The sequence below is a fragment of the Pseudomonas sp. R19M genome, assembly GCF_050312585.1.
Lineage (GTDB): Bacteria > Pseudomonadota > Gammaproteobacteria > Pseudomonadales > Pseudomonadaceae > Aquipseudomonas > Aquipseudomonas palleroniana.
This window is the reverse complement of record NZ_JBNPJV010000017.1, coordinates 1-3,728: the sequence shown is the minus strand read 5'-3', so window position 1 is coordinate 3,728 and position 3,728 is coordinate 1. Positions and strand designations below refer to the sequence as shown.

6 protein-coding genes are annotated in these 3,728 nt (G+C 61.6%); 2 read left to right on the top strand and 4 right to left on the bottom strand.

Annotation, left to right across the window (positions count from 1 at the left end):
* Positions 1 to 174 precede the first annotated feature (174 nt).
* From ACQRBT_RS02660 to ACQRBT_RS02645, 4 genes are read right to left on the bottom strand one after another with little or no spacing between them, the layout of a single operon-like run.
* Positions 175 to 375, bottom strand: a complete 201-nt coding sequence (locus ACQRBT_RS02660) for an SEC-C metal-binding domain-containing protein (protein ID WP_026136698.1) — start codon at positions 373 to 375, stop codon at positions 175 to 177.
* On the bottom strand, positions 372 to 854 hold the full coding sequence (locus ACQRBT_RS02655; RefSeq protein WP_412046657.1) for an LEA type 2 family protein: 483 nt from the start codon (positions 852 to 854) through the stop codon (positions 372 to 374). The genes ACQRBT_RS02660 and ACQRBT_RS02655 overlap by 4 nt, the downstream gene beginning before the upstream one ends.
* Before the next feature lie 21 nt (positions 855 to 875).
* Positions 876 to 1,346, bottom strand: a complete 471-nt coding sequence (locus ACQRBT_RS02650) for a YchJ family protein (RefSeq protein ID WP_126871061.1) — start codon at positions 1,344 to 1,346, stop codon at positions 876 to 878.
* Between the two features lie 4 nt (positions 1,347 to 1,350).
* Positions 1,351 to 1,848 carry a DUF6231 family protein gene (locus ACQRBT_RS02645; RefSeq protein ID WP_205344771.1) on the bottom strand — a complete coding sequence of 166 codons (498 nt, stop codon included), beginning with the start codon at positions 1,846 to 1,848 and terminating at the stop codon, positions 1,351 to 1,353.
* Positions 1,849 to 2,038: 190 nt separating this feature from the next.
* Here ACQRBT_RS02645 and ACQRBT_RS02640 point away from each other — a divergent pair, with 190 nt between their 5' ends.
* Both ACQRBT_RS02640 and ACQRBT_RS02635 read left to right on the top strand, forming a co-directional pair.
* A complete protein-coding gene (locus ACQRBT_RS02640; protein WP_060753821.1) occupies positions 2,039 to 2,734 on the top strand; it encodes an OmpA family protein in 696 nt (231 codons plus the stop codon).
* A gap of 141 nt (positions 2,735 to 2,875) precedes the next feature.
* A complete protein-coding gene (locus tag ACQRBT_RS02635; protein ID WP_060753820.1) occupies positions 2,876 to 3,634 on the top strand; it encodes a hypothetical protein in 759 nt (252 codons plus the stop codon).
* The last annotated feature ends 94 nt before the right edge of the window (positions 3,635 to 3,728 follow it).

Genomic DNA, 3,728 nt, shown 5'->3' with positions numbered 1-3,728 from the left:
GTATTTCAGGAGGACCGAGGTGCCTGGGTTTGGGGCGGCTTCGCCACCCAGCGCGGGGCAAGCCCGCTCACTACAGATGATGTGTTCTACATCCCACCAGCTAACTGACTGGCATTAGGGCAAGCCCCTTCCCACATTTGGATCTTCAGTGTGGCCGGCGCCAGGGGAAGTCGCTTACGCGCCGTGACACTTCTTGAATTTCTTCGCGCTGCCGCACGGGCAAGGGTCGTTGCGACCCACGTCCTTCAAGGCGTTGCGTACCGGCTCCTGGTGGGCGTGGCCGCAGTTCGGGCCGTGGACATGGCCGTGGTCGTGATCATGGTGATCGTGATCGTGGTTGCAGTCAGGACCATGGACATGGGGTTGCTGGGTCATCGATGTCGCTCCGGAATAAAATCGCCGGGTATTATCTCGCCATTGTGGGCCACCTGCACGTCATTACCGATGAATAATCCGGTTTTCAACTCGCCCTCCAGCCGATAGGGCACGGGTTTGGTAGGGTTTTTCAACATCTGCACCACATCACGAACCTGCGGCCAGAGGTTGGTGCGCACCGTCACCCGGAAAAAACTGTGGCTGCGTGGCGGTACGGTCAGCCATTCGTTGGATTCGCCTTCGGTCAGCACGAAGTTGCCCAGGGTGACCTTGTAGATCAGGCCGCGCACCGTCAGGTCGGCGTCATCACGGTTGTCCACGCGAAAGTACAGTTTGAACTTCTGTTCCAGCAACTTGGCGCGCACCACCTCGACTTTTACCAAGGCCACATGGGGCGGTGGTGCGTCGTCCTCGAACCACGAAGCACAGCCGGTGAGCCCCAGGGTCAACGCCAGCATCAAGCTGTAAATCCGAAGCATGGCGTTATCCCTGTCAGGTGATTAAAGGTAGCTTGCGCAACACTTCTTGAACTTCTGTCCGCTGCCGCACAAACATACATCATTACGCCCGGCCTTCACCTCAACTGTCGGATCGATGAAGTACCAGCGTCCCTCGTTCTGTACGAAAGAAGATTGCTCACGGTGGCTGTGTTCGCCGGTGCTGTCATGCCAGCGTGCTGTAAAGGTCACGAAGGCGTGTTCCGGTTGGCCGCCAAACACCTCGGAGTTTTCCACTTCGAGGCCCAGCCAGGTGCTCTGGGCACTCCAGGCGGCGATGGCCGCGCGGTCCAGGCCGGCCTGTTGCGCGGGCAGGGTGGTGGCCACCAGGTAATCCACCAGGCCCAGCACATAGGCGCTGTAGCGCGAGCGCATCAGCGCGGTGGCGCAAGGCGCCGGATGGCCTGCGTGATAGTGGCCGCAGCAGGCATCCAGCAGGTTGCCGCTGCCGCAAGGGCAAATGGATGTGCTCATAGGGTTACCACCAATACTTTCCGAAGTTTTCCGGGTTAGCCCAGAAGCGGGCGTTGAGCCAGTCCGGCACCTGTTTATAGTCAAGCAGATCATAGGTGAACAGCGTCAGCACCTGCTCGTCGCGCTGGAACCGCTCGCCGGCCTGCAGGGCCAGGGAGAAGAAGTCGGTTTCTTTCCAGCCGCAGACGCTCAGATCCACCAGCACCACAATACGGCTGGCATTGAGGTTGCGAATGCCTCCGAGCAGGGTCAGGCCCTGCGGTTTTGACAGGTGCTCCAGGCAGTCGACCACCAGGGCCAGGTCAAACCGCTGCGTGGCCAGCTCTGGCGGCAATGGCCCTGGAGCGGCGCAAAACACCTGGGTATCGGGATGCGCCTGCTTGAAGGCGTCCAGCGCCGGTAACTGGCTGGCCCCCAATAGCAGCAGGCGTTTCGGAGCATGCAGGTCAAGCAGGGCAGCCAAGGCTTGCTGGGGTGTACGAGAAGAAATACCGGCGGTCATCACAGATCCTCACATCAGGACTGTAGAGACTAGCGCGGCTGAGCGTGCGGGCCTAGAGCGGGTGGGCGCGAAAACCCGAGCAACTGCGTCGATCCTCAATGAATACGGGGGTGTGGCGTACTGGCGCAGATGAAAAGAGCGGTCTTTACTCCACCCATCGGCCCCCGCCGATCCCCTCAGGAGAAATCAGATGAGCATCATGCGGACAGCTCTACCCTTGGTTCTGCTAACCGGAGTATTGACAGGTTGCGCAGGTTTGCAAAAAACCGATTGGCCCACTTGTGCCGCCGTCGGTGGCGTGACCGGTGCGGCGATCGGTGCAACTGAAAGCTCGGCCTACGCAGGCTATGGTGCACTGCTGGTCGGCGGTATGGCGGGTGCCTATTGCTGGGTGCACGGCGATGGCGACGAAGATGGCGATGGGGTGCCGGACAGCCGCGACAAGTGCCCGGGCACACCTAAAGGCGTACAGGTCGATGCCAATGGTTGCCCGCCTGTCGTGCAGCCGGCGGTGGTGGAGGAGGTGGTCGTCGTCAAGGAAGAAACCATCGTGATCCGTGATGTGCACTTCCAGTTCGATTCGGCCAAGCTGACCGCCGCGGACAAAACCAAGCTCGATGTCATTGCCACTCGCCTGAAAAAAGAAGCGCCTGGTGCGCAACTGCGCGTCAGCGGGCATACCGATAGTGTCGGCAAAGACGCCTACAACCAGAAACTCTCGGAAAAACGCGCGCATTCGGTCGTCGAGTACTTGATCAGCCAGGGCGTGCCGCGCAGCAATTTCGTCTCGGTGAGCGGTGCCGGTGAAAGCCATCCGGTGGCCGACAACAAAACCGCTGAAGGCCGCGCTTTGAACCGCCGCGTGGAAATCCAGATCAACCGCTGACAGCCCAGGCCCCTGTGTCAACCACAGGGGCCTGGCTGGCGATCTTCGTCGAAATCACGGCTTTTTTTATCCTTCACTGGCATATCGCCTGTAGAAGTCGTTACTGTGCGTCCGTCCATGCACAAAATAAGAAGGCCATTCATGCGTAAGGTTTTCCTGTTGGCCTTGTTGGCCAGCCCCATTGCTCTGGCCCAGAGCGTCAGCGTCGAAACCAATTCCTTGATGCGTCTGCCCAGCAGCACCAGCGTTTTACAGCTGGAGCGCTTGAGTGTGGCGGACTACGGCACGCTATTGATTCCGCCCTCTATCAGCCAGGTCTCGGTAGATGAACTGCACTTGGGGCGTGAGGCCCGTATCGCCATCGCCCCGGGCAATACAGGGTTGCAATTGCAGGTACGCCACGCGCAACTGGAGCATGGCAGCCAGATCACTTCGCGCGGCGCCCCCGGCACCCATGAGCGCCCTGCCAAGGCGGGGCGTGACCTGACCTTGCGCATCGATGCCTTGACCGCCGACGAGTTGTCGGTGGATGCGCGGGGTGGCGCTGGAGCCCAGGGCTATGCCGGCCTGGATGGCGCCAACGGCGTAGACCCGGGTTGTACCTGGGGTTCGGCCGGGCGCGGGGCCAACGGTGATAACGGTGGCGATGGCCTGCCGGGTGCGGCGGGTGCGCAGGTGCGAGTGGAGCTGCCGCAAAGCTACCCGGCGCAACAGATCAAGGTCTGGGTGGACGGCGGGGCGGGTGGCGCGGCCGGTACGGCAGGCAAACCCGGCAAAGGTGGGCAAGCCAAAGGCTGCCTGGTGTACCGCGCCGAGGGTGGCGACAAGGGCCGGCCAGGGCTGGAAGGCCAGCCGGGGCCGGCCGGGCCCGCAGGTACCGTCACCATCCAACGCCTGTAGTGAGCGGGCTTGCCCCGCGCTGGGGGGCGAAGCCGCCCTAAAACCAGACGCCTCGGTCTTTCTGAAATACCGCGGCGTTTCTAATTGGGGCGGC

Coding starts and splice junctions, on each gene's coding strand:
- ACQRBT_RS02660 (WP_026136698.1), bottom strand. CDS start 375: ATGACCCAGCAACCCCATGTCCATGGTCCTGACTGCAACCACGATCAC.
- ACQRBT_RS02655 (WP_412046657.1), bottom strand. CDS start 854: ATGCTTCGGATTTACAGCTTGATGCTGGCGTTGACCCTGGGGCTCACC.
- ACQRBT_RS02650 (WP_126871061.1), bottom strand. CDS start 1,346: ATGAGCACATCCATTTGCCCTTGCGGCAGCGGCAACCTGCTGGATGCC.
- ACQRBT_RS02645 (WP_205344771.1), bottom strand. CDS start 1,848: ATGACCGCCGGTATTTCTTCTCGTACACCCCAGCAAGCCTTGGCTGCC.
- ACQRBT_RS02640 (WP_060753821.1), top strand. CDS start 2,039: ATGAGCATCATGCGGACAGCTCTACCCTTGGTTCTGCTAACCGGAGTA.
- ACQRBT_RS02635 (WP_060753820.1), top strand. CDS start 2,876: ATGCGTAAGGTTTTCCTGTTGGCCTTGTTGGCCAGCCCCATTGCTCTG.